This window comes from Streptomyces sp. NPDC050264, assembly GCF_040655895.1.
GTDB lineage: Bacteria > Actinomycetota > Actinomycetes > Streptomycetales > Streptomycetaceae > Streptomyces.
In genome coordinates, this window is record NZ_JBFAKV010000009.1 from 56,151 (window position 1) to 82,251 (window position 26,101).

Below are 26,101 nucleotides of genomic sequence, written 5' to 3' on the forward strand. Positions count from 1 at the left end.
TTTGGAAGGCCCGTACGGGCCTCACGCGGAAGGGGAGTGGCATGGAGAGCGGTTCCGGCACCCGCAGCGAGACGTATGCGGAACTGGCGGCCCTCGGTCCGTACGGGGTGCGCCCGGGGCACGCCCTGATCACCATGGTCGAACCGCACCCGGGGCACGAGTACGCGTACAACCGCTGGTACGAGGACGACCACTACTACGCCGGTGCGATGGCCATGCCCTGGATGTACGCGGGACGGCGCTGGGTCGCCACCCGGGACCTCCAACTCCTGCGCTACCCCGAGAAGTCCGCGGTCGCCCAGCCCGTCACGGCGGGCTGCTACCTCTCGACGTACTGGGTCACCGAGGGACGCTACGACGACCACATGAAGTGGACCGTCGGCATCAACAAGCGACTCAACCGCGACGGCCGCGTCTACCAGGACCGTACCCACGTCTTCACGGCCTTCCAGGACCACGAGGCGACCGTCTACCGGGACGGGGCCGCGGGGCCGCGCGACTACCACGCCCTCGACCACCCCTACGCGGGGCTCGTGGTGGAGGTCGTCGACGTCGAGTCGCCCGGGCGCCGCGCCGAGCTTCTGGAGTGGCTGCGCTCGCGTCATCTGCCCAGGGCGCTGGCCGGTTCACCGGCCGCGATGGTCACGGTCTTCAGGCCCACGCCGCTTCCCGGCGACCGCATGACGTACGTGAAGCAGGTGGAGGGCGTCGACACCCGGCTGACGCTGCTGTGGTTCCTGGAGGAGGATCCGCGCACGTGCTGGCAGGAGCGCTTCGCGGGGCTCGGGGAGCAGGTGGCCGGTGCGGGGCTCGGGGCGCGGGTGGAGCTCATGGCGCCGTTCGTCCCGACGGTGCCGGGGACCGATCGCTATGTGGATCAATTGCGTTGAGCGAATGTGCGAACGCGCGAGCGGCGAGAAGGCGGGCGGGTATGGCCGAGCCCCCTCGGCCGGGACGGCGGGCCAGTCGAGAGGGCTCCTACAGTGGTGCTGTGGTGCTGTGGTGCGTATGTGATTGTTGTGCCGTTCTTCGCTCAGAACGAACCCGTGCTCACCTCGTGTACGAACGCATTCCAGGTCTCGGGGCCGAAGCCGATCGACGGACCCTGCGCCACCTTCGAGTCCCGCACCGCGATCGCGCGCACCTCGGGCGACTTGACCTCTACACACGCGCCGTTCCCTGTCGAATACGAGGACTTGGTCCAGGATTCCGTGGCGCCCTGCTGAATTGCCATGTTTTCTCCGCTTTAGCCAGTGGTCGAATTACAGCCCCGCCCGGAGGTCCAGAGCGGTTCTCGCCAACGATGTTGTCCTGATGGCGTGATCGACGCTACTCGCCAAATTGAGTGCGTGAAGCGGGCATTCACCCGACCGGATGGCATATTCCATTGGGGTCTTCCATTCCTCCGAGGCGAAGGTGTACCGTGCCGCGCCTTTGCCTCGGAGGCACGAAATCCGGGGCATGCGGAGCGGAATCTGACCTTCCGGATTACGTCGCGGAAGGTGTCACCGCCCTCAGTGCGCGTACTCCTTGGCGATTTCCGAGATGAACTGTCGGGATTGCTCCACATTCAGGGCTTGCGCCCGCAAATGTTCGTACATGACACTGTACTTCTGGACGTCGTTGGCTTTCTCCAGGTAAAGGTCACTGGTGACACCCTCGATGTAGACCACGCTGGAATCCGCCGCGTCGGGGAACTCCAGGATCGCGTACTGCCCGTTGAGCCCCGGGTGCGCGCCCATCTCGAACGGGATGACCTGCACCGTGACATGCGGCAGCTGGGACTGCTCGACCAGGTGCTCCAGCTGCTCCCGCATGATGTTCTTGCCGCCGACCAGCCGGCGCAGCGCCGCCTCGTCGAGGACGGTCCACAGCCGCAGCGGGTTGTCCGGCGCCTGGATGCGCTCCTGGCGGCGCATCCGGACCTGGACGCGCTTCTCGATGTCCTGCGGGGTCGTCTCCGGCAGCGCGCCGTTGATGAGCGCCTCCGCGTAGCCGCGGGTCTGCAGCAGTCCGGGCACGACCTGGGGGTCGTAGACGCGCAGGCTCGCCGCGTCCGTCTCCAGGCCGATGTAGACGCTGTACGGGATGTCTCCGAAGGAGTGCCACCAGCCCTGCTGGCGCGAGTCCTTGGCCATCTGCATGAGCGAGTCGACGATCCGGTGGTCCTCGACCTCGTACACCCCGCACAGGTCGCGTACGTCGCGCTGGCTGATGCTGCGCCGCCCGTTCTCCAGGCGGCTGATTTTCGACTGCGAGACCAGCAGGCGCTCGGCGACCTCTTCGGCGGTCATGCCCTTGAGCTCGCGGAGCCGACGCAGCTCCTGGCCCAACCGGCGTCGCCTGACGGTGGGATTCACATTGGACGCCACGGGACGTGCACCTCCGGCTGCGTGCATCTTTTGTACGTTGTGTATCTGCTGCTCAGCAGATTGCCACTCCGGGGCTTCCTGCCGCTGGGAAACAGCGGATATGTGCGGGGTACCCAGCACAAACGCGACCGCGCGGGGCGAGGGCCGGGGTCGTCGTCCGGACGTCCGGTCCTCGCCCCGCGCGGTACAGCGGCTCCCGAACCGGGTCTTGGGGACTGCGGCGCGGCGCTGATGCGGGTGTTACTTCAGGTGCTGCGTGTGCTGCGTGTGCTGCTTGTGGCGCGGGCGGTGCTGGTGGTGCTTTTGTGCCGGCCCTCAGTGGGCCACTGCGCGCGCCATGGTTCCACGACGTGGCTGCATCGGAACGCCCCTGGCGGGCTCCGGTGCGGGCCGGCCCGCCGGGATGGCGGGCGAACGGCGTGGCTGAGCGGCCACCCCGTTCTGGACGTCCATCACGGCGTGCGCCACGAGACCGCCCATCGGGTCGTGCCTGATCAGGTCCCGTAGCCGGGAGCGGGACGAGCGTCCCTCATTACCCGGATACAGGTGCTTGCCGAGACCGACCGCATGGGCCAGCGCGGCGAGCGCCGCGGTCCGTGGGTCCGGCGGAACGCCGGTACGGATCGCTGAATCCAGCCGGGACCTGATCTCCCGGCTGATTGCCGTGTCCGTCGCCTGATAGCGAGTCGTCGGCAGTACCCCGCACATCTGGCCCGCCACGGCATGCACCATGCCGCACCGCTCCAGGTGCGAGAGGTAGGTCTGGCGCAGCCCTAGTCGCGGCCCGCCAATCCAGTGGACCGCCCGCACAGGAGCGCCGCGCCTTCGCAGCAACTCCAACGCGCAGTCCAGAGTCGGATCTCCGGTCGGCCGTGGTGCCACCACGGCGATACGATCCCCGTCTGGGGCTATCCGTCCGGCCAGCGCCAGCTCTACTAGCTGTGCTCCGGCCAGACCTAGGTCGAGCGACTGCGGCTGTGCGGTGGTACCCGTGGTCGGGTCCAGCGCCAGCAGCAGAAGCTCCTCCGGAAGTGTTCTGCGGCTCCTGCCCATCCATGCCTCCCCGCGTGGATGAATGACAGGGTGACCCCTCTCACATTGGTCTGTCGAGAGTGCGTGGGGGCTTTGGACGGGAACCAGTAGGTATGTCGTTCTCGTCTACCACGGGGGTTAAGACCCCACACAGGACACTGGTACATGGTTCGGACAGGGCCGGGCAGGGATCGGCCCGTCCGGCGCTCAGTGGTTAGCGGTCGAGGAGGCATCGGTGGCGGGGACCCCGGACAGGTCGGGCGAAGAGCAGAAGGCGTCGGGCGGCCCGACCCCGGACGAGCGGGACCCGCGCCTTGCGGTGGCGCGGGAGACTCCGCCGCGCGTGGATCAGGCGACGGCGGTGTTCTCCGTCCGTGACGTCGCGGAGTCGAAGCCCGGTTCCGCGACCGGCTCCGGAAACGGTTCAGCTCCCGCGGAGGAGGCCGAGGCCGATGCCGGGTCCGGAAACGGTTCCGCTTCCGCGGCGGAGCCCGGGAACGCGCGGCTGAGGAACGCCGTGGCGGCGTGGGTGTCGTCGGCAGGCCCTGCCGGTGGCGGTGGCGGTGGCGCGGAGACGGACGCGGCCGAGGGGGCCGGGGCCGACGCGGCTCCGAGTGCGGATGCAAAGTCGGCATCGGATGCCGAGGGCGCGGAGCCCGATGCCGATGCCAATGCCGATGACGGGGTCGAGGTGGAGCCGGCCGGTGCGGCCGCGCCTGAGGACTCCGACGCGGACGCGGACGCCGACGCGCAGTCGAAGCCGACCGGTGACGACGCCGAGCCGAAGCCCGGAAAGGCTGACGCGGATGCCTCCAAGGGCGACGAAACCGAGCCCGAGGCGAAGTCCGGCGCCGGTGCCAAGGACGACGACGCCGAGCCGGACGCCCCCAAGGACGCCGACGCCGAGCGGAAGGCGGAGCCGACCGTAGGCGACAAGCCGAAGCCGGACACCGACGCCGACGCCAAGCCGGACGCCGAGCCGACCGATGCCGACGCCGACGACGCCAAGCCGATAGCGGCCGCCGCGGCCGCCCCCGAGGACACCGACGCCAAGCCGGAGTCGAAGCAGAAGCCGGAGCCGAAGCCGGAGTCGAAGCCGAAGACGGCCGACGCCAAGCCGAAGCCCGGAGCGGACGCGCCCGTCGATCAGCCCACCGCCGTGTTCAAGGCGGTCGCACCCCCGGTCGACCAGCCGACGACCATGCTGAAGTCGCCGGCCAAGACGGACGCCGCGAAGAGCGCGAAGAGTGGGACGCCGCCGGAGTCCGCGGCCGAGCGGACCAGCAAGTTCGTACCGCTCAAGGGGCTCGACAGCGCGGCCAAGGCCGGTACCGGCAAACCGGCGGAGCCCCCGGTCCCGGAGCGGACCACGCAGCAGCCGCTGCCGCCGAAGCCGCCGCTGGACCTGCTGGCCGAGCTGACCAACACCCCGGCCCCGCCGGAGACCCGCGTCCGCACCACCGTGCGCCGGGTCAAGGTCTGGACGCCGCTGGTGCTGCTCCTGGTGGTCGTCTTCGCAGTCGTACAGGCCGTGCGTCCGCTGCCGACGCCCACGCTGCAGCTCACCGCGCAGGAGTCCGTCTCCTTCGACGGCGGCAAGCCGTCCGTGCCGTGGCCCGGTCAGGGCCAGGCGGCGATGGACGTGAACGGCATCGGTACGTTCGGCACGTCCGGCGACCAGAAGCCCGTACCGATCGCCAGTATCGCCAAGGTCATGACCGTCTACCTGATCCTGCGCGACCACCCGCTGAAGACCGGCGAGAAGGGTCCGAAGATCCCGGTCGACGCGGCCGCGCAGAAGCACTACGAGACCGGCAAGGCCGAGAACGAGTCGGTCGTGAAGGTCACCGAGGGCCAGAAGATCAGCGAGTACGAGGCGCTGCAGGCGGTCATGCTGCCGTCCGCGAACAACATCGCCAAGCTGCTGGCCCGCTGGGACACCGGAAGCTCCTCCGAGGACACGTTCGTCGACAAGATGAACAAGACCGCCAAGGAGCTGGGGATGAAGAACACCACCTACACGGACCCCAGCGGCCTCGACAAGACGACCGTCTCCACCGCCGAGGACCTGGTGAAGCTCGGCCGCGCCGCGATGGAGAACCCGGTCTTCAAGGACGTCTCCAGGCAGCCCAGTTACGTGGACCTCAACGGGGACAAGCAGAACAACTTCTTCGGGCTCGTCCCCACCGTCGCCATCGGCATCAAGACCGGCACCACCACGGCGGCGGGCGGCAACATCCTCTTCGCCGCGGAGAAGCAGGTCGGCGGCAAGACCCAGACGATCATCGGCGCGGCCCTGGGCCAGTACGGCCGCAACGGCACGGCCAACATCGACGAGGTCACCGGCGTCGTCCGCAAACTGATCGAGTCGGGTCAGAGCGCGCTCACCGCCAAGAAGATCGTCAAGAAGGGCGATGTCGTCGGGCAGGTCGACGACGGCCTGGGCGGCACCGCTCCGGTCGTCGCCACGAAGGACGTCACCGCCGTCGGCTGGTCGGGGCTGACCGTCAAGCTGAAGCTGGGAGACAAGAAGGGCGAGACGCCTCCGCACTCGGCCAAGGCCGGCACCGAGGTCGGTGTGCTCAGCGTCGGCGACGGCAAGAACGACGCCGTCGAAGTACCGGTGGCGCTCCAGAAGGACCTCACCGAGCCCGGGTTCGGGGCGAAGATCAAGCGCGTCGGCTAGGACATCCGCGGGAGGCCGGTGCGCGCCTGTCTCCCGCGGCGCCCGCGCAGGGCCCCCGTGCTAGCGTCGCGAGACCGGGGCAGGACCGGGACGTTCCCTCGGTCGCTTACGACGTACGGGAGTGTCAGTAGTGGCCACAGCGGAGCCGACGCGCGCCGACGACGACGCCGAGCCGGGTGGCGGGCGCGGACGAATACGGGTTCGGGAGCGGCCGCCGCAGGGCCGGGAGCCGGCACCCGACGGCGACGGCGGCGCGGCCTCCTGGATGGCGCGTGCCGGGCGGCACCCCGTCATCGTCGTCACCGCCGTCGCCGCCGCGCTGCACATCATCTGGTTCTTCACGTTCGCGAACAGTGGCGGCGACCTCGCGGCCCAGGACGCCTGGGCCGAGTTCGTGGGCCGGCACCCCGACTCCGCGTACAACCTCGCCTGGTACGGCGGCATGCACCCGGTCTCGTACAGCGTGGTGTCGCCGTATCTGATGTCCGTGCTGGGCGTGCGGACGACGATGATGATCGCGGGCACGCTCTCCGCCGCGCTGCTGACCCTCATCCTGATCCGTACGCGCGTCGTCACGAAGCCGCTGTGGCCCGCGCTCGCCGGAGTCTTCGCGCTGCTGTGCAACGCCGCGTCGGGCCGTGTCACCTTCGGTCTCGGCATGATGTTCGGGCTCGCGGCGGCCGCGGCCGTGTTCTGCTGGCCGTACCGCTGGCGCTACAAGCGGTGGGCGAAGGCCGTCGTCGCCGCGCCGCTGGCCGGGATCGCGACGGCCTGTTCGCCGGTGGCGGGGCTGTTCGTCGGGCTCGTCGCCGTCGCGCTCTTCCTTCAGAAGCGGCGGCCCGGCGCGTACGCGCTCGGGCTCGCGCCCGCCGCCGTGGTCGGGCTCTCGGCGTGGCTGTTCCCGTTCTCCGGCACGCAGCCGATGTCGTTCTGGTCGGCGCTGCTGCCGATGGTCTACGGCGCGCTCATCTGCTTCCTGGCTCCCAAGGAGTGGCTGACGGTCCGGATCACCTCCGCCGTCTACACCCTGTCGGTGCTGCTCGTGTGGCTGATCAGTTCGCAGATCGGCTCCAACATCACGCGCCTGCCGATGCTGTTCGCGGGCGTCGCGCTGCTCGCCGTACTGCCGTTCACCGTGCCGCGCTCGCGCAAGTGGTACGTCACCGTGATCACCTTCGTCGGCCTGAACGTCTGGGTCGGGTACAAGTCCGTCGACGACGTCGTGCATACGACTCCGGCCGCCTCCTGGGCCCGTGAACTCGCCCCGCTCGTCAATGAACTCCAGCAGGTCAAGGCCGAGCGCGGCCGCGTCGAGGTCGTGCCGGCGCGCTCGCACCGGGAGGCGTCCGCGCTCGCCCCGTACGTGAACCTGGCCCGCGGCTGGACCCGGCAGGCCGACATGAAGCGCAACCCCCTCTTCTACGACGACACCCTCAACTCGGCGAACTATCACGAGTGGTTGAAGCGCTGGGCCGTGCACTACGTCGTGCTCCCCAAGGGCGAACCGGACGGGGACGGCGGCGAGCGCGAGCGGGAGCTGGTGCAGCGCGGGCTGCCGTACCTCAAGCAGGTGTGGGGCGACGCCAACTGGCAGCTGTTCGCCGTCACCGACGCGGAGCCGATGGCCGAGCCGAACGCGAGCGTGGACGCCGCCGAGCAGGCCGAGTTGACCATCGAGGTGTCCAAGCCGGGACGGGTCCTCATCCGCGTCCCGTACTCGCCGTGGCTGGCGGTCGTCGACGCGGACGGCAAGGCGCTGGAGGCCCCGCAGGAGACCGAGGCGTCGAAGCGGGCGCGGGAGAGCGACGACACGTCGCCGAAGCGGTACGAGAACGAGCACGGGTGCCTGTTCGAGACGGAGGAGGACGCCTCCGGCGACAAGTGGACGGAGCTGGTCGCTCCGCGGGCCGGCACGTACCACCTCGCGGCGCCCTACAAGTGGTGGTCGCGGGGCACGCCTTGCCCGGAGGAGCTGAAGTAGGAAGCAGGCCCCGGGGCCGGCGCGGCTATCTGCAGATGTCCGTCGGCGGACGGATGCCCGCGGGGGCCTCCGGTCCCGCTATCTGCGTGCGCACCGTGTCCAGTTGGCCCACCAGCTTGCGCAGCGTGGCGTTGTCCGGTGAGCGGAAGTACTCCAGGACCGCGCGGTAGAACGCGTCGCGCAGCACCGGCGGCATCACGTCCGACGCGTCGAGGCAGAGCGTGTTCCCGTCCGCGGCGAGGTAGCTCGCGATCTCATGCGCCGCCGGGTTGTCGTCGGGCCGCGGATCCGTCGCGTCGGGGAAGAACGGGCGCAGGTGCGGGCGCGCCGCCTTCTTCCACTGCTCGCGGCCTTCCTCGCTGGTCAGGCGCTTCACCAGCTCCTGCGCGCCGGGGTTCTCGGTGAGGACGGCGGCCATGTCGCCGGAGACTTCGAAGGCGTTCTTGTACGCGGCCGAACCCTTCAGGAACCGGGCCGCCGGCTCGACCCGGATGTCGCTGCGCGGCGCGTACACGAACCGGACGAACGACCCCTGGTGCTCGTGCGTGCAGCCGGGCAGCGAACCGCCGAGCAGACCGCGTGGATCCCCGGTCGGGTGCCGGGGGGCGGCGGTGCCCCAGAACGACATGGTCAGGGAGCGTTCCACCGCGGCCGGGGAGCGGGAGCCGCCCGACGCGAGCAGCCGCGCCCAGGTGGTGAACGCCCGCTTCACCTGGGGGGAGTCCCAGCTGAGCTGCCCGGTCGCCCACCGCGTGTACGTGGCCGGGCCCGCCTGGTGCAGCAGGATGTCCTCGACCCAGTCGGTGCCGGGCCACCCGGACGTGGCCTGCGCCGCCATGCCCACGCACCACTTGGGCTTGGTGCCGGAGGCGTCGGTCCTGCTCCACATCAGGCTCTTCAGGTCGACCTTGAGCGGCACCCAGTACGTGCGGCGCCTGCCGTCGACCATGAACGTGGGGGACCAGGGCGAGTAGGCGCGTTCGGCGGTGGACGGGTCGAGCGGCTCCAGCTTGTCCTGGATCGCGTACTCGGTGAGTTCGCCGATGCTGCTGAGGATGGCCACGTCCGGCGGCGCCTCGGCGGCGAGCTGCGCGATGAGGGTCTCGCGCAGCGAGCGCGTGCCCTTGTACACGTACGTGTGCCCGGAGCCGCGGGACAGGTCGCGCAGGACGCTCTCGAACGCGGCGCCCTCGGGGCCGGTCCACGGTCCGAGCACGACGACCGGGGTGCCGCCGCCCGAGGAGCAGCCGCCGCTGAGCGCGGCCAGGCCCAACAGGCAGGCGGCCAGGAGCAGTTGCAGGAGTTTTCTCATAACCCGCCTCCGCCGCGGCCGACGACCAGGTACTCCCGCCGGTACGCGTGCAGCGTGCCGCCCATGATCACGCCGGCCACGAGGCCGACCGGCGCGAGCCAGCCGGCGACCGTTCCGACGGAGCCGAACTCCCCGTGCCGCACGGTGTGTTCCATCCGTTCCGTCGTCGGGCGGATCGCCGCGGGGTCGGGTGTGGCCAGCGGGTCGTTGTCCAGGGCGACCTCCTTCTCGGGTGTCGCCCGGTCCGCCAGCACCCGCGCGTACGGCACGGCGTCCCGCTGCGCCTGCCACGCCCGCACCCCGTCGGCGACCGCCCACGGCACCAGGAGCAGGGGCAGCGCCGCGGCGAGCAGGGGCACGCTCGCCCGGATCCGCATCCGGCGGTGCAGGAAGACGAGCGTGCGCCACAGGCCCACCACCAGCAGGGTGAAGGACACCAGGGAGACGGCGGCGGCCGCCAGCACGCCCGGGCCGAGGGCGGAGCGTTCGGTCAGGCGGTGGCGGAGATCGCGTTCGAGGGCGGCGATGCGGTCGACGACGGTCGTGGCGTCGACACCCCGCGCGGCCCCGCACGGCGGGTAGGCCGCGTCCCGGCGCGTGGCCGGTTCGGCGGTGACCTCCGAGCACAGCATGCTCTGCGCGTACGCGAGTCCCGCCTTGCTCAGCGACGGGTTGCGCAGCGACGGGTTGCCGACGTTCGTCCTGGCCCAGGCGATCCATTCCTCGTAGCCGTCGATGAGACCCGAGATGACGTCGAGCTCCTGGCGCTGCGCCTCGCCGAACGCGCCGCCGCGGGAGAGCCGGGCGATGTCCTGGGTGGCGGCGCCGGTGCGGGCTGCGTAACGGGGGCCGAGGCCGGAGAGTTCGATGGCACGGCCCGCGTCGAGGCTGACCTCGGCCTCTCGCTGGGCGATCCGCAGGGAGATCCTCGCGTCGGCCAAGTCACCGAGTGCGGGGGCGAGTTGGGTTCGGATGTACGTCGAGTCGTCACGGATGTCCGCGTAGGCCCAGCCGAACGTGGCGAAGGCGACGGCCGCGAGCAGCGGCAGGGCGATCAGCCGGTCGAGCAGGTAGGCGCGGTTGCGGGTGCGGTTCTCCGGCGGCGGCCACAGCAGACGGCGCAGGACACCCAGCCAGGGCGGCGGCGCCGGGCGGCGCGGCAGTCGTCTCACCCGCTCCGCCTCAGCAGCGCTCGGAGCAGCACGGTCATGGAAGGGCTTTCCCGCTGGTGGCGCAGCGCGAGGGGCCGTACGTAGTAGGCGCGGTCCAGCAGACGTTCGGTGATCCGGTCGCCGTGCGGCAGGTCCGCGGAGCGGGCGGCCTGGCGCGCGAGGAAGAGGTAGAACCGGGACAGGTCTCTGCCCAGCGCCCTTTCCCCGGTCGGGAAGGCGAGCCGTGCGCCCGCGTCGCGCGCGTCGTGGTCGCGCGACTGCGCCTTCCGGGCCAGCCACTCCAGTCCTTCGGCGTCGATGATGCCGCCCGTCACGAGCTGCTGGGCCGCCTCCCACACCTCGGCCTTCATGCGTACCCGGGCCGGTTCGTCGGTGAGGCCGTGCTCGGTGAAGAGGCGGGCCAGGTGGTGGAGGGCGGTGCCCAGGGCTTCGGTGTCGGCGGCGTACTCGATGGCGATCCGGACCGTCGCGGTGCGTGCGGCGGTGCGGTGCCGGGAGTGCTGCGGCACCGCGTTCAGCGCCTTGACCGCCTTCGCCGCCGCGTTCCGTGCGCCCAGGGCGAGCTGGGTCCGCGCGGCCCCGAATGCGGCGCTGCCCAGTGACGGATTGCGCAGCCGCACGGCCTCGTAGAGGAGGTTCGCCTCCTGGTGGCGGCCGAGGCGCTCGGCGCAGAGCCCGAGGGCGAGCTTGGGCGCGTACTCGCCGGGGATCGCCGCGTAGACCCGGTCGAAGTGGTCGCGGGCCGCGGCGACCTCGTCGCGGGCGAGCGCGAGGAGGCCGCGGTGCCAGTCGATCCGCCAGTCGCGCTGGGCGCGTCGTTCTCCTATGGCGTCGACGGCGCCGCTCAGTTCCTCCTCGGCGAGGGCGAGGCCGGCCTCGTCGGGGTCGGCGCGCAGGGCGACCCGGAGTCTCAACCGGCAGCGCAGCAGGTGCACTTCGGGGGACTCGGGCCAGTCGGCGGTGTGCTGCAGCAGCGCCGCCGGGTCGGCGTCGGCGAGGCGGCTCAGCTCCGTGTGGTGGTCGTCGTGCGGGTCGGGCCGGGGCACCGGGAGGCGGGCCGCGGCGTCGGCGGCGGCCGGCGGCTCGTGCAGCGGGCCCGGGGGGTCCTCGCCGGGCGGGACGGCCCAGCGGGGCAGGGCGGGCGCGGTGCCGAGTCCGGCGTCGAGGGCGTACGGCGACTGCTGGAACAGCGGTGACGGCTCGAAGGTCTCGTCCTTCGTGCGCAGCGACCGCAACTCTCGCCATACACCTCGTAGTTGAGCCTCCATCTCGTGGGCGTCGGCGAACCGGTCGGCGGGCTCGGAGCGGGTGGCACGGGCCAGCACCCGGGCCAGCGAGAGCGGGCCGAGACCTTCGGGCGCGGGGGTGGTGGTCTCCAGCGCGGCCGCGGCGGCGCGCTCGTCGTTCTCCCGCAGCCGGTCGAGCGCGCCGAGCTCCGCGAGGTCCTCGACGTCCCGGCCGAGCCCGCACAGGGCGCGCAGCGTCTCGCCGAGCCCGAACAGATCGTCCTGCGGCTCGCTCGCGCCGGACTTCGCGTTCGGCCCGTACGGCACGTTCGGGGCGCGGAACCCCTCCGTCGTCAGGCCCGCCGCGAGCGCCGGCCGGATCGAGCCGACGTCCACGACCTTGATGGCGGCGCCGTCGTGCATCACGTTCTGCGGCTTCAGGTCCCCGTACACCAGGACGGCGTCCGACGGCCGGGAGTGCAGATGGTCCAGGGCCGACAGGATCCGCACCCCGTACGCGAGGACGAACTCGTGGAAGCGGGCGCCGCCGAACCGTCTCGGGGTGTCCTCCGCGAGCTCCCGCACCTCGTCCAGGTTCAGCCCGTCGACGTACGGCAGGACGAGGAAGTCGCCGACCGTCTCGTGGGTGCCGTAGTTGAAGACGGGGATGATGTTCTCGTGGTTGAGGTCGGCGAACGCCTGCCGTTCCTCCGAGAGCGCCTGGGACGCCGCGTAGGCGACCTGTCCGGGGCGCAGGGTCTTGACGGCGACCTCCCGGTCGTCGACCTTCTCGTCACGGGCGAGATACACGTCGCCCATCCCGCCGAGCCCGAGCCGCCGCACCACCCGGTACTGCCCGGCGAGCAGTTCGTCCCTGGCCAGGCCGGGCCCGTCGTCCAGCGCGCTGCCGGCCACCGGGGCGCGGGGCCGTATCTCCGGCAGCGCCGTGACATCGGGGCCCTCCGGAGGCAGCACGACATCGGCGTCACGCGGCGCGCCGGACAGCGGCATGACGAACAGTGGCCCCGAGGAGTCCCCCTCCATGGCGACCCAGAATAGGTGCGTGCGGCTGGTATCCACCCCTTGCGGACTGTGCGGATTCGACTACAACTCGGTTACAGGAGGCTGGTGTTGGTAAAGGGCGGGCCCAAGTGGGGGGCGGGGGCGGAGGCGCGACGGGGGCGCGGCGGGTGCCCGGCGGTCACCACTCCGCGAAGGAGCCGTCCGTGTGCCGCCATACCGGGTTGTGCCAGCGGTGGCCGGTCGCCGCGGCCTGGGCGACGGCCCGCTCGTCGACCTCGATGCCGAGGCCGGGCGCGGTGAGGCGGGCCATGTGCCCGTCCGTGGTGTCGAAGGCGAAGACGGACAAGTCCACGAGGTAATCGCCCAGGTCGGAGCCGACGTTGTAGTGAATGCCGAGGCTGGTCTCCTGGATGAACGCGTTCGGGCTCGCGAAGTCCACCTGGAGGCAGGCGGCGAGCGCGATCGGGCCGAGCGGGCAGTGCGGGGCGAGCCCCACGCCGTGCACCTCTGCCTGCGCCGCGATCCTGCGCACCTCGGAGATGCCGCCCGCGTGCGAGAGGTCGGGCTGGGCGAGCGCAATGCCCGAACGCAGCACGGGATCGAAGTCCCAGCGGGAGTAGAGGCGCTCGCCGGTGGCCACCGGAATGCTGGTCGCGGCCGTGAACTCGGCGTACTGCGCAGTGAGTTCGGGCAGCAGGGGTTCCTCGCTGAACATCGGGCGCAACGGTTCGAGGGCGCGGGCGAGCTGCTTGGCGAGGGCCGGGGACGTGCGGCCGTGGAAGTCGACGGCGACGTCGCCGTCCGGGCCCATGACCTCCCGTACGGAGGCGACGCGCTCCACGACCGCGTCGATCTCGCGTGCGGTCTCCAGGTGCTTGAGCCGTCCGCCGACGTTCATCTTCACGGCCCGGTAGCCCTGTTCGAGCCGCTCGCGCGCATGCTCGGCGGCCTCGCCCGGATCGTCGCCGCCGATCCACGAGTACATCCGCATCCGGTCCCGGACGGCGCCGCCCAGCAGATCGTGCACCGGTACGCCGTGGAACTTGCCCTTGATGTCCCACAGGGCCTGGTCGATTCCGGACACGGCGGAGGACAGGACGGGCCCGCCGCGGTAGAAACCGCCCTTCGTCATGACCTGCCAGTGGTCCTCGATGCGCAGCGGGTCCTTGCCGACGAGGTGGTCCGAGAGCTCGTCGACGGCGGCGGCGACGGTGTGGGCGCGCCCCTCGACGACGGGTTCGCCCCAGCCGGTGACCCCGTCGGACGTCTCGATCTTCAGGAAGAGCCAGCGGGGGGCGACGAGGTACGTGGTGAGGGCGGTGATCTTCATGGGTGCGGCTCCAGGGTCCGAGCGGCCTTCGGAAGTATTGAGCCCCTCCGGCGATCGAGGAGCGGGTCCGGGCGGAGAGCCCCGTGTCAGCGGTGCAAAAGCCCTGCCAGAAGGGGAAGTTGCGCCGGATCCTCCAGCGCCGACCCCACGGCGACGACCCGAGCCCCGGCCGCCAGATACGCGGCGGCGTTCCCGGCATCAATGCCCCCCGTGGCGACCAAGGGCACCTCCGGGAACGGCCCCCGCATCGCCCGGAACCAGTCCACGCCGAGCACGCTCGCCGGGAACGCCTTCAGCCAGGTCAGCCCGAGCGCCCGCGCCGCCTGGACGTCGGTGGGCGTGGCCACCCCGGGCAGATGCGGCAGGCCGGCCGCGACACCGGCCCGCACCACGTCGGGGTCGAGGCCCGGGGCGACCGTGAACGCGGCCCCGGCCGCCACCGCCCGGCCGAGCCGCTCGGCCGAGGTCACGGTGCCCGCGCCGACCGGCTTGCCGCGCTCGGCCCCGGCGGCCACGACGGCGGCGAGGACCTGCCCGGCCGCCTCGTCCTGCACCGGTACCTCGACGCACTCGATGCCCAAATCCCAGGCACGTGCAGCGAGTTCAAGGGTCTTGTCGACCGGCATGCCCCGCAGGATCGCCATCACGGGCACCCCCGCGAACAGCTCGTCGAAAGGTACCGCGGGCTTCACGGACGCCATCCCAGCTCCTTGGAGATCGTCTCGGCGGTGGCCGCCAGGTCGGGCAGCACGTCGGACACGAGGGCGGGAAGGTCCGCCCTCGCCTTGAGCGCGGTCACGGACACGGCGGCGACCACCTCGCCTGCGCTGTCCCGGACGGGGACCGCGACACAGTTCACGTAGTCCTCGTACTCGCCGTCGTCGACGGCGAAGCCGCGCGCCAGCGTCTCGTCGAGGGCCCTGCGGTAGGCGGCCGCGCCGGTGAGCGTCGTGCCGGTGTGCGGCGCGAAGTCGCAGTCGGCGAGGAGTGCGGCGGCCCGCTCGCGCGGCAGGTGCGCGAGGATCGCCTTGGCGACCCCGGCGGTGTGCAGCGTCACCGGGCGGCCGATCTGCGAGTAGAGCCGCACCCCGTCGACCGGGTCGACCTTGTCGACGTACACGATTCGGTCGCCTTCGAGGGCGGCGAGATGCACGGTGTGCCCGCACCGGTCGCCGAGGCCGCGCAGGTGCTCGCCCGCGACGTCCTTCAGCCCGAACTGTTCCAGCGCGAGGTGGGCGAGCCCGGCGAGCCGGTGCCCGACCGCGTACCGCCCGTCGGGCAGCCGGCGCGCGAGCCCGCCGTCGGTCAGCGACTCCAGGATGCGCAGCGCGGTCGAGCGGTGCACGCCCAGGTGCTCGCCGACCTCGGTCTGGGTGCGGGGTCTGCGGGCGACGAACTCCAGGATGTCGATGGCCCGCCGTACGGTCTGTGACACGGCGTCAGCACCTCTCCTCACGTGCCGCTGGTACGTAGTCCTCGATGCTGCGCAGGGTGCGCCCGGCGAGCCGGTGCCCGAGGGTGAGCCGCTCGCGCGCGGCCGCGCCGTTCAGCAGCGCGCCGAGGTATCCGGCGGCGAAGGCGTCCCCGGCGCCGACGGCCTCGACGACCTCGACGACGGGTGCCGCCACGAACTCCCTGCCCTCCGCGCCGAATTCGACGGCGCCGACGGGCCCGTCCTTGACGACGAGGGTGCCGCGCGGCGCGAGGTGGTCGCGGATGTCCTCGGCGGTCGGGGCGCCCCACAGGTCCTCGCCCTCGTCGCGCCCGACGAACACGACATCGGCCCGGCGGGCGAGTCCGCAAAGCTCGTCGGCCGCCACGCCCTTCGAACTCCACAACGCGGCGCGGTAGTTGACGTCGAACGAGATTATCGTTCCCGTGTCGGCGGCCCGCTCCATCAGGGCTCGCACGAGCGCGGCGCACCCCTCGGACAGCGCGGGCGTGATTCCGGTCAGATGCAGCAGCCGTACGCCGGTCAGGTCCACGCGGTCGGCGTCGCCGGGGCCCATGCGGGAGGCCGCCGAACCGGCGCGGTAGTAGTGCACGCGGGTGCCGTCGGGCCCCGGGTCCTTGAAGTAGACGCCGGTCGGGGCGTCCGCGTCGGCCCGTACGCCGCTCACGTCGACACCCCGCGACGCGACCTCCGCCACGATCCGCCGCCCGAACGGATCGTCCCCGACGCGGCTGACCCAGGAGGCCCGGTGGCCGAGGTCGGCGAGGTACTGGGCCACGGTCGACTCGGCACCGGCGACGGCGAGCCGCAGTTCACGGCTGTGTTCGAGCCCCGCCCCGTCGGCCGGGGCGACCTGCGCCATCGTCTCGCCGAGACAGACAGCCGTACCGGACATGCGCCGTCCCTCCATAGACATCCCATGGCATCCCGCCGGGCTTCCGGAAAACCCTAGCAGCATCGATGCAACAGGCGTGCATATGTTGCAACAGGCGGGCCGCTGGGGGCGGACGCCAAGGGGTCGAGCCACTCGAATCTCGGATGCGCGAACCGCGGACCCCGGCGATGATGCGGATCATGCCGATCGAGACAGATCCCGTCATCGCGCCTGGCACCTTCACCGCGGCCCCCCCCAGCCGACGCTGCGTACGGCAGACGGCGAACTGGTCCTGCGCCCCGTCGAGTTGAGTGACGCGCAAACCGTCCACGACGCCTTCCAGGACCCGGTCCTGCGCTACTGGCACGCGCGCAGCATGGAGTCCCTGGACGAGGCCCGCGCCTGGGTGGAGACGACCCGCGAGGGCTGGCGCACGGAAGCGGCGGCCCAGTGGTTCGTGACGCGGGCCGCCGACGGAGCCCCGCTCGGCCGGATGGCACTGCGCGACATGGACCTCCTGGAGGGCTTCGCGGAGATCGGCTACTGGGTGCTGCCGGCGGCCCGCGGTCAGGGCGCTGCCCCCAGAGCGCTGGCCACGCTGACGGAGTGGGCCCTCGATGCGGGCTTCCACCGCCTCGAAGTGCGGCACTCGACTCGCAACGAGGCGTCGTGCCGGGTGGCGCTCAAGGCCGGATATCCGCTGGAGGGTACGCGCCGCAGCTCGGCGCTGCACACGGACGGCTGGCACGACATGCACGTCCACGTCCGCATCCAGAACGCGTGAGCTGCATCCAAAGCGTGTGATCTACAGGCAGAGCGCATGACCTACAGGCAGAACGCGTGATCTACGCACGCGCTACGCCAGAGATACGGGAGGTCGAGCGCGGCGGCGACCGGGCCGCATACCTCCACTTTCATGTGGCACCGAACGCGGAACTGATCCTGCCCGAAGCCCTCTTGACAGCGTGCGTACTGTTTCGCGACCTTTGAGCCCCATGGGGGAATAGGGGGCGTCCGCAGGTGAAGATCACTACCTATAGACCCGAGGAGCTGAGCGCCGCGCTTCGCGGTGCCTGGCACGAGACGATGGACCAGTCGCCGGATTACCAGAATCCCTTCCTGGCACCGGAGTTCGCGGCCGGCGTCGGCAGACACCGGGGGCGCGCGCAGGTGGCCGTCCTGCGCGAGGGGGGCGAACCCGTCGGCTTCTTCCCGTACGAGAAGGGCCCGTTGGGCGTGGGCCGTGCCATCGGTCTCGGCCTCTCGGACTGCCAGGCGCTGGTGCACCGGCCCGGGGTCAGCTGGGACGTGCACGAACTCCTGCGCGCCTGCGGCCTCTCGGTCTTCGAGTTCGATCACCTGGTGGAGGAGCAGAAACCGTTCGGCCGTTACGTCACCGGCTCGTTCGCCTCGCCCGTGCTCGACCTGAAGGACGGCGGGCACGACACGTACGAGGAGTGGCTGCGCGCGACCTACCCGGGCCAGGCCAAGACGACGCTGAAGAAAGAACGCCGCCTGAGCCGCAACGTAGGAGAGATGCGTTTCGTCTACGACGAGCGCGACCCGACGGTGCTGCGCCGGCTCATGACGTGGAAATCGGCCCAGTACCGCAGGACCGGCCGCATGGACCGCTTCGCCAAGCCATGGATCGTCGACCTGGTCAACCACCTCTTCGACGTCCGCGAGGACCACTTCACCGGCGTCCTCTCCGTCGTGTACGCGGACGACCGCCCGGTGGCGGCCCACTTCGGCCCGACGTCCCGTACGGTCTTCGCGGCCTGGTTCACCGCCTACGACCCGGAGTTCAGCTACTACTCGCCCGGCCTGATGATGCATCTGCGCATGGTCGAGGCGGCCGGCCGGCAGGGCATCCGCCTGATGGACTGGGGCCGCGGCGAAAAGGAGTACAAGGACTGGCTCAAGACCCGCGAACTGCGCGTCTGCGAGGGTTTCGCGACCCGCACACACCCGGTGGCGGCCGCGCACCGGCTGTGGCGGCGGCCGGTCCGGGGGCTGCGCAACACGGTGCTGGCGCATCCGGCGCTGCGGGAGCGGGCGGACCGCCTGCTGAAGACGGTGGGGTCGATGCGGGAGGGCGGCTCGCGGTAGTACTCGGGTCCCCCATGAGTACCTGCTGAGTACGCGCGCTCTGGGCCGGGCGGGGGCGAGCGGGAACGCTCGTCCCATGGACCGACGAATGGAACACCCGCAGCCGCACCCGCTCGGCAATACCGTCCGCCCGCTGCTCCGGGCCCTGGCCCTGGCCGTGCTCGCGTCGGCGGCGTGGGCCGGCTGGCTGGGCTGGGACCAGCACCGCGACGTGCACCCCGACGGCACGGAGACCGGCCCGTACGCGGCATGGCAGGTGATCGGCCTGGTGGTGACGCTGCTCGCCCCGGTGTGCTGGACGGCGGCCCGGCATCACGTCGCACCCGCCGTACTCGGCACCACGGCGGGCCTGACCGTCGCCGCCTACGTCGACTGGTCGGACGACTCCAGCGGCCTCTTCGCGGTCGGCGTGGCACTGGTCATGATGGGCAGCCTCGCGGCCACGGCGGCCGTCTCCGCGGTGGTGACGGCGGTGCGACGTAGCGGCCCGCCGCTCGGCCGGGTCGGCGGCCTGTCTCCGCGCGGATGATCCCTTCGGTTGCCCGGACCGCGCCGCTACGGTGATCGAGTGCCCACCTCTTCGCCCACCTCTCTGCTGCTGTGCAGCGACCCGCTGCGCCCGACACGGACCGACCCGCATTTCGCGCCGCAGGCCGCGGCGGCCCGACAGGCCGGCGCGGCCTGCGGCGCTGATCGACCACGACGCGCTGCTCGCGGGCCGCGCGGAAGAAGCCGTGCGCCGCGTCCCGCGGGGCCTCGGCGCCGTCTGGTACCGGGGATGGATGATCCCCGCGGCGGCCTACGCTGACCTGGAAGCCGCGCTGGCCGGCCGAGGCACCCACCTCCGCACCACCGCCGCGATGTACCGCACCGCACACGAACTCCCGTGCTGGTACGCCAAGTTCACCGACACCACCCCGCGCAGCGCCTACGCCGAGGCTGCCCCGCACCAGCCCCCCGGCCCGGCCGCGCTGGCCGAACTCACGGCGACGCTCCCTCCGGGCCCCGGAATCGTCAAGGACTACGTCAAGTCCCGTAAGCACGACTGGAACGAGGCCTGCTACCTCCCCGACCTCGCCGACCCGGCCGCGGTGCACCGCGTGGTCGCCCGCTTCGTCGAACTCCAGGGCGACGACCTCGCGGGCGGCATCGTGCTCCGCGCCTTCGAACGATTCGACCGGACGGCGGGCGAGGCCAGGATCTGGTGGCTGGACGGCGAACCACTGCTCACCACCCCCCACCCCGACACCCCTGACCTGCGCCCCAGCCCGAATGTCGACCACCTTCGAGGCTCGGTCGAAGCGCTCGGCTGCCGTTTCGTGACGACGGACCTGGCCCACCGGACGGACGGCACGTGGCGGATGATCGAGGTAGGCGACGGCCAGGTCAGCGACCTCCCGGCCGGGACGGACCCGGCGCGCCTGATCACGCCGCTGCTGGTGGCTTGAGCTCACTGTGCCTTTTATGTGCACAAGCCTTGCAAGTAGGGTGAACAGCGGGGAGCAGCAGGGCTTTTGAGGCAGGAACGCGAACGGGCGGGGCACGGGTAGCGATCGCGGAGACGGAAGAACGCGGCGGGCGACGCTGGGCGGCGCCGTCGGGTCGGTGTTCCTCGCGGTGTCGGCGATCGTGGCCATCGGCATCAGGGGATCCTTGCCGTGGTGGGCGGTGACGGGCCTGGCTCTGGTGGCGATCGGCCCCGCCGTCTGGACCGGGGCGCAGATCGGCCGCCGCGGCGGCGTCCGCAGCGAAGCCCTGGAGCCCGGGGAGACGGTGCTCGGCACCTACACCGTCAGCCCCCCGTTCCGCGACCACACCCCACCCGCCGCCCACGAGGGCCCGCAGTACCAACTCCTCGTCACCAGCCACGGCTTGCAGATGTGGGAACGCTCCGCACTGCTGTGGCGGTACCCGTGGCCAGAACTACGCGTCTTCACCGACGGCCCGCGCCTACGCGTCCACCACGAGGGACGCGAAGCGGGGGCCATGCTCTTCGCGCGAGCGGGAACAGCACAGGAGATCCACCTGATCGCCAAGCGCTACGCAGCGGTCTAGCGACCGGGCCGGCCCGGCCCGGGCCGGCCCGGTCGACGCGCAGTCGGCCCATCGGGCCCGCGCCGATCAGGGGCGCTGGGGCGCGGGCGGACGGCTCCGTGGAAGCGACTGCGCCGGGGCGGACTCGTACACTCTCGCCAGTTCTCCCAGATCGTTCGTGACCATGACCCGCGCGAGACGACCGGCGACGGCCACGACCGCAGGCCAAGAAGGTGCCTCCACATACTCGGCATCGGTGTCGTCGGGCGCCTCAGGCACCTCGGACTCCACGGTGGCGAGCGCGATGCCCAACTCGCGCATGAGAACCACCTCTTCGTCGGTACGCAGACTGATACCGAGGTACTTCTCGGGCTCGTCGGCGTCGCAGAAGTCATCGAAGAGAGTGTGGAAGACGTAGTCCAGGTTCTCGAATGCAGAGGGGTCGAGCCAGACGCCGCGCTGCCAGGGTGGATTGGCCAAAGCCAGGACGACGGGCACGACATGGACCCGGTAATTCGCTATGAGGCCGACGTCTTCGGTCATGTCGCCGAGCTTACTGACGACTGGTACCAGGGCCGGCGGAGCCAGTACACGGTCAGGGTCAGGCGTTCAAGCCACCCGGTCGCTCCGGGCAACACGTTCCTTGCTACGGCCGCAGGCCACACACGCAACCGTATTCCTGAGCCCGGCCGCCTGCCTTAGAGATGGCGCTTGGCGGTCATGACGAGTTGCTGAATCGCATCGCGCGTTTCGATTCTGCGCGCATCAAGCTCCGCCCGGGTATCGACCTTGTACAGAACAGTGACCCGGGCGAGAACCTCCGCAGCGGCATGACTCAACATGGCGTCGTCGGTGAGCATCTGCGCTCTGAACAGTGCCTCCTGTGCGCTGGAGCGGAGATCGTAACCGCGTATTCGCACTTCCTCCGCGTCCTCGGGAGGTGGCTGCTCGTGCACGCAGAACCACAGATGCACCAGGCAGCGGCGATAGTTGACCAGGGCGCCGGCATAGGCGGAGTACGCGTCGAGCCGTTCCTGCCGAAGCCGCTCGTCGCGGGTGAACCGGTGCCCCTTCTCCGTGGTGCGCTGCTGAACGATCAAAGTGATTCCAGAGCCCAGCAAGGTGCCCAGGACAGCTACGGCACTGGCGATGACGGCTTCCACTCCGCAAGCTGATCACAGGCGCCATGACACGGCGAGGCGTTGGACGAAGCTGTACCCGCGCTTTCCAGGTCTGTTGATGTGGGGCGGACCGTAGCGGACCGGTCAGTGGCCGGCGGTGGCCGCGGCTTCCGGGAACCGTCCTCTGCCTCATGACGTCATCGGAGGCGATCAGGAGGGCCGAACATGGAGGGCGATCCACCCTGGTGGGCCATCTTCGTCATCTCGGCGGGAGTGACGGTGGTCCTGGGCGCCGTTCTGCTTACCGTCATCGCTGTCACCGCACTCAGCGCAAGCTACCTCCGGAGGAAAGGGCGGCGCCGGCACAGCTGAGTCCCGCTACATCACGATTCGCCCGGGGCGAGCGTCCGCGCGACCGTACGCCAGAACGCGCGGCAGCACTTCCCGCATGCGGGCCAGATCTACGGCCGGCGCACGCAACACGGCCTCGATGACGGGATCGGTCAGCCGCGTGCGCCCAACGACGCAGGATCCAAAAAAACGCGCAACACGTCGCCGTACCCATCCCAGTTCACGCACGCAGCCGTAGGCAGTGCCTTGGTCGGACGTGACCAAACAATGCGTGTCCATCCCCAAGGACACTTCCTGCTCGTCGGGCTCGTCGAAGTCGCACATGAACAACAAGGAGAATCCGTCCTCGCCGTTCGACTCGGCCACGCCCGCCAGCACGCAGTCGTCGGTGTCCGGATCATCCAGCCCACAGGCAAACCGCGCCGTAAATCTGTAGGTCATGGACCTTTTCCAGCAGCGGGCGATGACAGCCGAGACGCTCCTCCACCACAAGGTCTCTGCGATCTGATCCCTCTGGGGCCGAGGCGAGTCGGATTGAGTACGGATACTCACGCCGGCGACGCGGTGCCGCCAGGAGCATGGGGAGCACCACATCTCCGGGGGAAATCAATGAATGCCCGCACCCTGTCCCGTCTGACCTTCACCAACGCGGCCTCTGCTGCCTACCTGGGACTAGTCGGTGCGTCCGTCATCTTCGAGGTGGCTGCCGCGCTGTTCTCCGCCCCCGGAATCGTCGGAATATGGCCGTTCCTTCTGACCGCCCCCACGTCCTTTCTTGCGGTGGGGGCGGTCGGGGCGGTCGGAGGCATGGACGCGCCGGTCCGGTACCTGGCCATCGGGCTCATCATCAGTGCGCTGGTCCAGTCATTCGCCCTCGGAGCACTCCTACAGGCCCTACGAGATCCTCGCCGAGAACTCACCCGCCCGAGCCGCGGCTGAGATGTGGCACGGCGGCGACAACGACAAAGGGCCAGTTCGAGGGGGTCAAGCCCCTGAACTGGCCCTTCTGTTTGTGCCCCCGGCAGGATTCGAACCTGCGACACCCGCTTTAGGAGTTCGATCTTCCCTTGGTGTGGGCATGGCCTTCTTCGGTCTTCGCTGCCGTGCAGGACTGCCGGGTGTCGTCACCGTACGGGGCCGTTGATGTCAGCTTTGGATGTCAGCTGAACTGCTCCGGCACAGGACAGACCGTCAACGGATCGTCCGGCCGGTCGGCCCAGTGCCACCAGACGTGGCGACCGGCACACTTTCAGAGCGCCCGGCAGGCCCGCCGGCCGTCGTCCTCCCGGTGTGAGAGAAGGAAACCGCCGGACTTCATGGGCTCGCCGCAGTTGGGGCAGACAGGGGTGTCGTCGGTCATGAAGCGCACCTTAACGGGGTGACTGCCTCGTCCCGAAGCAACTTGAGACGGCCGCTGTCCTGGGGCTGCCGCCCGTGCCACCTGCGCTGATGGGCCGCTGGTGTCCGCGATTGTTCGCGGTTGTGCGTCCTGGTTGTCACGCAGTTTGACCCTTAGGGAGGCTGCCTCTTCCCCGTGGGCCTGGTGGTCGGCTAGCCCAGTCAAAACGCTGACGGATTTGGCCACGCATCCCACAAATAGGGATGACCGGTTCAAGTAGAAATTAGCGGTACGAAGTGAACTCAGAACTTCACCGAGCGGTGCGATTCCTCTGACGCATAGTGAGTTATGCCGAAAATCGCTTTGACGTAGCAAGAGCTTCGCTGGTTTTCATCTTGCGAAGGTCCTCGCCATCGCGAACGTAGTATTCATCGTCATAGCTGGCCAATTCTGACTGTGCCGGGATTCTGACAATCACGTATGCTCGCCCAGAGTATGAGATGGTATCCACGTTCGCCAATACTGCACTCTTTAGAGGTTCGCTCAGGGGGGCAGATTGAATAGCCCTCAAGATTTTCCGTGTGTAGTCGGTAAGCGAAATTCCCAAAACTCGGCACTCTCGGTCCACGCCGACGAGAAGCTGTCGTCCCATACGGAGTGGAGACACGGAATCCAGCTGCTCGACTCTTTCCGCATCTCTTGTGGTGTCCGCAACGCCAAATACGATGAACCCATCCGCCTCGGGCCCAACGTTTGCAATGGCCGAAATGATTTTCGGCAGCTTCTTAAGGAAGTCGGAATTAATCTCCCGACTTCCGCTAAGGGCTGCTATTCCTTGTTTGAATTCATAGCGCGCGCTTTCGATAGGGGCGCGCCTAATGATGTTGGGGAACTCAATCTCCATGGCGGGTCCGTGGGTTAGTGCTGGGCCGGGCGTGCTGGCGAAGTACTTTTCCAAAAGTCCGCGGACGATGTCTATGTTCTCCTGTCGCTGCCGCTCCGTCGTCGTATTCCTGCTCGGTGTTAGCCGCGCAGAAATTTTCCCGATAGCAGTGAATGCGGCTTTGGGGTCTGCAAGCAGCTTCTGCTGCCTGATCATGAGATCGTAAAACGCCATGAATATTGCGTAAAATGGTGTCTTGGCTGACGTAAAACTGCTTGTGCTGACGTGCGATCGAAATGCTCCACTTATTCCCGGACGTTCCGACTCAACCATCGACTTCATAGCTCCAAGGACGTTTTTGACGTCCCTGGAGAGGGTCTCGGTTCCATAGGTATTCAAGTCAATAGAGAGCACGTAGGCTTCAGGGGTGGTTGGGTCGAAATATTTATCTAGGACCTCTGTGCTGACGCTGAATGTATTCCCTCTAACCACCGAGATGCAGATGTCGGCCAGAAGTTGTTCGTCTTCGCTCTGCTGAAGCTGGCGAGGGTTCAGCACACCCAGACTGCACCAGAAGGTCTCTTCTGCTGCAATGCCGTATCCGAGTCTCTCGCGAGCAGAATCGATGGATACAACGGGCATTTTCGTGAGCGGCAAAATGTCGGGGGACCCGTCATAGCGGAAGTCGGAGGCAAGTTTCCTCACCATCCGAACGAAGTCGCTCACCACGCCCGCTTGTCTCTTTTCCTGAGCGCTTAGCTGGCGACCTCCTGAGTTGATTCTCCGAAACACTTCGGTGACTTGTGTTTCCTCTTTGGAGTCGAAAATGGTTACGGCGAGCTGGTAGTCCAGAAGGTCTGCACACTTTTCTGCGGGGAGGAGAGTTGGGTCGCCCGCCTCGGTTTCGAACGCCCCCGCTTCGGCGAATTGACGTGCGCGCGAAAATTCTTTCAGATCGAAAAATTGTTTTTCATTGTCATCGGTTATAGCATACTTATGCTCAATGTAGCCAAAAATGGCGTCGAGCCTTTGCATGCCATCGATGATTTCGAATTCCCCGTCCGCCGTTTCAGCGAGCAAGAACAACGGAATGGGAAATCCCTTCAGGATACTGTCGATCAAGTGTATTTTTTCGTCCACTCCCCATACGAGCTTTCTTTGGTAGTTTCGATTCACGATCAGCCTCTCGCTTCTGAAAAGGCTGTAGGCTTCTTGGATCGACATTCCTCGGGGGGTGATGGACATCGCGTCGGCGCTTTCTGTCGGTTGGGCATGGTCTGATGATGTGGAAACATCTACCTACTGTTGCTCTTTCAAGGAGCGGGAGTTTGTTTTTGTGCGCAATTGTTCTCGCGGTGACTTGATTCGAAAATTAAGCAACATGTGGTTTTTGTTCACGTCTAGAGCAATTGTCTAGCGGCGATCTCAGCCCATCACTCGCCCCGGGCTCCCATCCCGTCCGCCGTCGACCCACACACCGTGGAGCGGGCGTGGTTCATGGCGTCCAGGTGGAGCGCCCCACTGGACGAACGACCTGGACGCCATGGGCCGCGTCTGCTCGGCTCTGCCTGGGTCGACGGTGGACGGGATGGGAGCCCACCACGCTCACCACGATGTGCCCGCGGCCGGGAACGGCGCCCCCTCCCCCCGGTGCCGGCCGATCCCCGCCGGAGGCATCGTCCTTGACCGGTGGCCGCGTAGGTCGGGTGCTCGACTCATGACCTCCGGGCCTATCCACAGCGGGCGGGCGTCGGCGCAGCCGGGGCAGCGCGGGCCGAAGGCAGGAGCGCAGCCCCGAGCGGA

Annotated in this window: 21 protein-coding genes and 1 pseudogene; 8 read left to right on the forward strand and 14 right to left on the reverse strand. The window is 69.2% G+C overall.

Annotated features, from left to right (window positions below; all coding sequences use genetic code 11):
- Positions 1-41: 41 nt before the first annotated feature.
- The gene (locus AB0J02_RS17800; RefSeq protein ID WP_363194617.1) at positions 42-890 is read left to right on the forward strand and encodes a hypothetical protein; all 849 of its coding nucleotides are present in this window, start codon (positions 42-44) and stop codon (positions 888-890) included.
- 143 nt (positions 891-1,033) lie between these two features.
- On the opposite strand, the gene AB0J02_RS17805 is transcribed toward AB0J02_RS17800, so the two are convergent.
- The 3 genes from AB0J02_RS17805 to AB0J02_RS17815 form a co-directional block, all read right to left on the reverse strand.
- Positions 1,034-1,234 carry a DUF397 domain-containing protein gene (locus AB0J02_RS17805; RefSeq protein WP_363194618.1) on the reverse strand — a complete coding sequence of 67 codons (201 nt, stop codon included), beginning with the start codon at positions 1,232-1,234 and terminating at the stop codon, positions 1,034-1,036.
- Between the two features lie 280 nt (positions 1,235-1,514).
- Positions 1,515-2,372, reverse strand: a complete 858-nt coding sequence (locus AB0J02_RS17810) for a helix-turn-helix transcriptional regulator (protein ID WP_363194619.1) — start codon at positions 2,370-2,372, stop codon at positions 1,515-1,517.
- Between the two features lie 315 nt (positions 2,373-2,687).
- Complete coding sequence (locus AB0J02_RS17815) at positions 2,688-3,425, reverse strand: GPP34 family phosphoprotein (RefSeq protein ID WP_363194620.1); 738 nt, start codon at positions 3,423-3,425, stop codon at positions 2,688-2,690.
- A 214-nt stretch (positions 3,426-3,639) separates the two neighbouring features.
- On the opposite strand from AB0J02_RS17815, the gene AB0J02_RS17820 reads away from it, so the two are divergent.
- Positions 3,640-6,090 (forward strand): D-alanyl-D-alanine carboxypeptidase, encoded by a 2,451-nt coding sequence (locus tag AB0J02_RS17820; protein WP_363194621.1) that lies wholly within the window; start codon positions 3,640-3,642, stop codon positions 6,088-6,090.
- Between the two features lie 130 nt (positions 6,091-6,220).
- Positions 6,221-8,071 (forward strand): MFS transporter, encoded by a 1,851-nt coding sequence (locus AB0J02_RS17825; protein WP_363194622.1) that lies wholly within the window; start codon positions 6,221-6,223, stop codon positions 8,069-8,071.
- A gap of 25 nt (positions 8,072-8,096) precedes the next feature.
- Here the strand turns inward: AB0J02_RS17825 and AB0J02_RS17830 are convergent, their stop codons facing one another.
- The 7 genes from AB0J02_RS17830 to AB0J02_RS17860 form a co-directional block, all read right to left on the reverse strand.
- A complete protein-coding gene (locus AB0J02_RS17830; protein WP_363194623.1) occupies positions 8,097-9,383 on the reverse strand; it encodes an alpha-glucoside ABC transporter substrate-binding protein in 1,287 nt (428 codons plus the stop codon).
- On the reverse strand, positions 9,380-10,555 hold the full coding sequence (locus AB0J02_RS17835; RefSeq protein WP_363194624.1) for a hypothetical protein: 1,176 nt from the start codon (positions 10,553-10,555) through the stop codon (positions 9,380-9,382). Before AB0J02_RS17835 ends, AB0J02_RS17830 begins: the two co-directional genes overlap by 4 nt.
- The gene (locus AB0J02_RS17840; RefSeq protein WP_363194625.1) at positions 10,552-12,825 is read right to left on the reverse strand and encodes a tetratricopeptide repeat protein; all 2,274 of its coding nucleotides are present in this window, start codon (positions 12,823-12,825) and stop codon (positions 10,552-10,554) included. Before AB0J02_RS17840 ends, AB0J02_RS17835 begins: the two co-directional genes overlap by 4 nt.
- A 157-nt stretch (positions 12,826-12,982) precedes the next feature.
- Positions 12,983-14,134 (reverse strand): galactonate dehydratase, encoded by a 1,152-nt coding sequence (gene dgoD / locus AB0J02_RS17845; RefSeq protein ID WP_363194626.1) that lies wholly within the window; start codon positions 14,132-14,134, stop codon positions 12,983-12,985.
- An 86-nt stretch (positions 14,135-14,220) separates the two neighbouring features.
- Entirely contained in the window at positions 14,221-14,835 is a 615-nt protein-coding gene (locus AB0J02_RS17850) for a bifunctional 4-hydroxy-2-oxoglutarate aldolase/2-dehydro-3-deoxy-phosphogluconate aldolase (protein WP_363194627.1), read from the reverse strand.
- A complete protein-coding gene (locus tag AB0J02_RS17855; RefSeq protein WP_363194628.1) occupies positions 14,823-15,569 on the reverse strand; it encodes an IclR family transcriptional regulator in 747 nt (248 codons plus the stop codon). Before AB0J02_RS17855 ends, AB0J02_RS17850 begins: the two co-directional genes overlap by 13 nt.
- A 4-nt stretch (positions 15,570-15,573) precedes the next feature.
- Entirely contained in the window at positions 15,574-16,482 is a 909-nt protein-coding gene (locus AB0J02_RS17860) for a sugar kinase (RefSeq protein ID WP_363194629.1), read from the reverse strand.
- Positions 16,483-16,768: 286 nt separating this feature from the next.
- On the opposite strand from AB0J02_RS17860, the gene AB0J02_RS17865 reads away from it, so the two are divergent.
- The 5 genes and pseudogenes from AB0J02_RS17865 to AB0J02_RS17885 all read left to right on the forward strand — a co-directional run bounded on the left by AB0J02_RS17865 (position 16,769) and on the right by AB0J02_RS17885 (position 20,625).
- Positions 16,769-17,245: a GNAT family N-acetyltransferase gene (locus tag AB0J02_RS17865; RefSeq protein WP_363194630.1), complete on the forward strand. Its 477-nt coding sequence runs from the start codon at positions 16,769-16,771 to the stop codon at positions 17,243-17,245.
- 236 nt (positions 17,246-17,481) lie between these two features.
- Entirely contained in the window at positions 17,482-18,570 is a 1,089-nt protein-coding gene (locus AB0J02_RS17870) for a GNAT family N-acetyltransferase (protein ID WP_363194631.1), read from the forward strand.
- A gap of 76 nt (positions 18,571-18,646) precedes the next feature.
- The gene (locus AB0J02_RS17875) at positions 18,647-19,099 is read left to right on the forward strand and encodes a hypothetical protein (RefSeq protein ID WP_363194632.1); all 453 of its coding nucleotides are present in this window, start codon (positions 18,647-18,649) and stop codon (positions 19,097-19,099) included.
- 63 nt (positions 19,100-19,162) lie between these two features.
- A pseudogene (locus AB0J02_RS17880) lies at positions 19,163-20,018 on the forward strand (ATP-grasp domain-containing protein).
- Positions 20,019-20,175: 157 nt separating this feature from the next.
- Entirely contained in the window at positions 20,176-20,625 is a 450-nt protein-coding gene (locus AB0J02_RS17885) for a hypothetical protein (RefSeq protein WP_363194633.1), read from the forward strand.
- Positions 20,626-20,691: 66 nt separating this feature from the next.
- Here the strand turns inward: AB0J02_RS17885 and AB0J02_RS17890 are convergent, their stop codons facing one another.
- The 4 genes from AB0J02_RS17890 to AB0J02_RS17905 all read right to left on the reverse strand — a co-directional run bounded on the left by AB0J02_RS17890 (position 20,692) and on the right by AB0J02_RS17905 (position 25,543).
- Positions 20,692-21,147 (reverse strand): hypothetical protein, encoded by a 456-nt coding sequence (locus AB0J02_RS17890; protein ID WP_363194634.1) that lies wholly within the window; start codon positions 21,145-21,147, stop codon positions 20,692-20,694.
- A gap of 155 nt (positions 21,148-21,302) precedes the next feature.
- Complete coding sequence (locus AB0J02_RS17895) at positions 21,303-21,767, reverse strand: hypothetical protein (RefSeq protein WP_363194635.1); 465 nt, start codon at positions 21,765-21,767, stop codon at positions 21,303-21,305.
- 336 nt (positions 21,768-22,103) lie between these two features.
- A complete protein-coding gene (locus AB0J02_RS17900) occupies positions 22,104-22,517 on the reverse strand; it encodes a hypothetical protein (RefSeq protein ID WP_363194636.1) in 414 nt (137 codons plus the stop codon).
- A gap of 1,244 nt (positions 22,518-23,761) precedes the next feature.
- Entirely contained in the window at positions 23,762-25,543 is a 1,782-nt protein-coding gene (locus tag AB0J02_RS17905; protein ID WP_363194637.1) for a DUF262 domain-containing protein, read from the reverse strand.
- Positions 25,544-26,101 lie beyond the last annotated feature (558 nt).

Coding starts and splice junctions, on each gene's coding strand:
- AB0J02_RS17800 (WP_363194617.1), top strand. CDS start 42: ATGGAGAGCGGTTCCGGCACCCGCAGCGAGACGTATGCGGAACTGGCG.
- AB0J02_RS17815 (WP_363194620.1), bottom strand. CDS start 3,425: ATGGGCAGGAGCCGCAGAACACTTCCGGAGGAGCTTCTGCTGCTGGCG.
- AB0J02_RS17830 (WP_363194623.1), bottom strand. CDS start 9,383: ATGAGAAAACTCCTGCAACTGCTCCTGGCCGCCTGCCTGTTGGGCCTG.
- AB0J02_RS17905 (WP_363194637.1), bottom strand. CDS start 25,543: ATGTCCATCACCCCCCGAGGAATGTCGATCCAAGAAGCCTACAGCCTT.
- AB0J02_RS17805 (WP_363194618.1), bottom strand. CDS start 1,234: ATGGCAATTCAGCAGGGCGCCACGGAATCCTGGACCAAGTCCTCGTAT.
- AB0J02_RS17890 (WP_363194634.1), bottom strand. CDS start 21,147: ATGACCGAAGACGTCGGCCTCATAGCGAATTACCGGGTCCATGTCGTG.
- AB0J02_RS17860 (WP_363194629.1), bottom strand. CDS start 16,482: ATGTCCGGTACGGCTGTCTGTCTCGGCGAGACGATGGCGCAGGTCGCC.
- AB0J02_RS17875 (WP_363194632.1), top strand. CDS start 18,647: ATGGACCGACGAATGGAACACCCGCAGCCGCACCCGCTCGGCAATACC.
- AB0J02_RS17850 (WP_363194627.1), bottom strand. CDS start 14,835: ATGGCGTCCGTGAAGCCCGCGGTACCTTTCGACGAGCTGTTCGCGGGG.
- AB0J02_RS17840 (WP_363194625.1), bottom strand. CDS start 12,825: ATGGAGGGGGACTCCTCGGGGCCACTGTTCGTCATGCCGCTGTCCGGC.
- AB0J02_RS17900 (WP_363194636.1), bottom strand. CDS start 22,517: ATGACCTACAGATTTACGGCGCGGTTTGCCTGTGGGCTGGATGATCCG.
- dgoD (WP_363194626.1), bottom strand. CDS start 14,134: ATGAAGATCACCGCCCTCACCACGTACCTCGTCGCCCCCCGCTGGCTC.